The organism is Neisseria sp. P0022.S010 (assembly GCF_051956635.1).
This window is the reverse complement of record NZ_JBQCXF010000652.1, coordinates 1-1,515: the sequence shown is the minus strand read 5'-3', so window position 1 is coordinate 1,515 and position 1,515 is coordinate 1. Positions and strand designations below refer to the sequence as shown.

The following is a 1,515-nucleotide window of genomic DNA, read 5'->3' as shown; positions in this document are numbered from 1 at the left end:
TTTCCGGCGGACAGCGGCAGCTCGTCATGTTTGCCCAAGTCATGCTGCGCCGCCCCGAAATCCTGATGCTGGACGAACCGGTCAGCGCGCTGGATATGCACCACCAGTTGAACCTCTTGGAGCGCGTGGTGCAATACACGCACGAACACAATCTGGTTACGCTGATGGTATTACACGATTTGAGCCTCGCCGCGCAGTTTTCAGACGGCGTGATTCTGCTCGGAGAAGGCAAAGTACAGGCGCAGGGCGCGCCGCAGGACGTGTTGCAGGCGGACATGATAGGCAGGCTGTATAAAGTGGACATCGAACTTTTATACGACAGCAAAGGCCTGCCCGTTATCCGCCCGATGCGGAAGAGTGCGTAACTTAACCGCTCCTGCAAATGTCGGATTTGAGCATCCGGCCTGTAAACTCCCTGCAACTTATCCCCTCTCCTGTGGGAGAGGGTTAGGGAGAGGGCGGTAAGCCCAAGGCTTGCCTCTCCGACTCATCATCCCGCCCCATATTTTTTATCCTTAGAAAGGACTTTCTCCATGAAAAAATCCCTCTTCCTCCTGATGCTGACCGCGTCCCTAAGCGCATACGCCGCCAACCACGAAATCAAAATGCTCGACAACGGCAAAGACGGCAGCATGGTGTTCGAGCCAGGCTACGTCAGCGCTAAAGTCGGCGACACTGTTACCTTCAAAGCTACTAACAGCGGACACTGGGTGCAAAGCAAAGCCCTGCCCGACGGCGTTGCCGACTTCCTCTCCGAAGACGGCAAAGACTTCACGCTCAAGCTCGACAAAGAAGGCGTGTATGTCTATACCTGCCCGCCGCACCGCATGATGAACATGAGCGGCGTGATTCAGGTCGGCAAACCGGTGAACAAAGCCAAAGCGCAAGCCGTTGTCGATGAAATGGAAAACCGCGCCATGCAAAGCAAAGGCCGTCTGAAAAAATATATGGCCCAAGTGAAGTAAACGCGTTTATGCCTGTATTAAAGGCCGTCTGAAACCTTTCAGACGGCCTGTTTCCTTTGCGTAAAACACGCATCAAAGCTATATCTTCCGTTTCAGTTTCCGATAAAATAGGCCTATTCCGACACAAGACCAGTAAGCATGATACGCCGCCTTTACGCCACGCTGTGGCACCTCGCCCCCTTCCTGATCCGCCGCCACCTGCGCCGCCGCGCCCTCAAATCCCCAGCCTATCTCAAGCATTGGGACGAGCGTTTCGGACAGGCGTATCCCAATCCCGTACAACGCCCGATTTGGATACACGCCGTATCCGTCGGCGAAACGCGTGCGGCCGAACCTTTGGTGCAGGCATTGCGCCGCCATTTTCCCGACTCGCCATTTTTGATTACCCAAATGACGCCGACCGGCCGCGCTACCGCGCAATCCCTGTTCCCCGATGCGCAATGCCGTTACCTGCCCTACGACAAATCCGAATGGGTCGCCCGATTTTTAGCCGAACACCGCCCCATCTGCGGCATTTTGATGGAAACCGAAATCTGGCCCAACCTGATGC

3 protein-coding genes are annotated in these 1,515 nt (G+C 55.4%); all 3 read left to right on the top strand.

Features of this window, described 5'->3' with window-relative positions; genetic code table 11:
• A partial coding sequence (locus ACTHUT_RS20370; protein ID WP_440419620.1) for an ATP-binding cassette domain-containing protein occupies positions 1 to 365 on the top strand: 365 nt, incomplete at its 5' end.
• Positions 366 to 533: 168 nt separating this feature from the next.
• Positions 534 to 965 (top strand): plastocyanin/azurin family copper-binding protein, encoded by a 432-nt coding sequence (locus ACTHUT_RS20365; RefSeq protein ID WP_250599410.1) that lies wholly within the window; start codon positions 534 to 536, stop codon positions 963 to 965.
• A 138-nt stretch (positions 966 to 1,103) separates the two neighbouring features.
• The coding region (locus ACTHUT_RS20360; RefSeq protein ID WP_440419618.1) for a glycosyltransferase N-terminal domain-containing protein at positions 1,104 to 1,515 on the top strand (412 nt) is incomplete at its 3' end.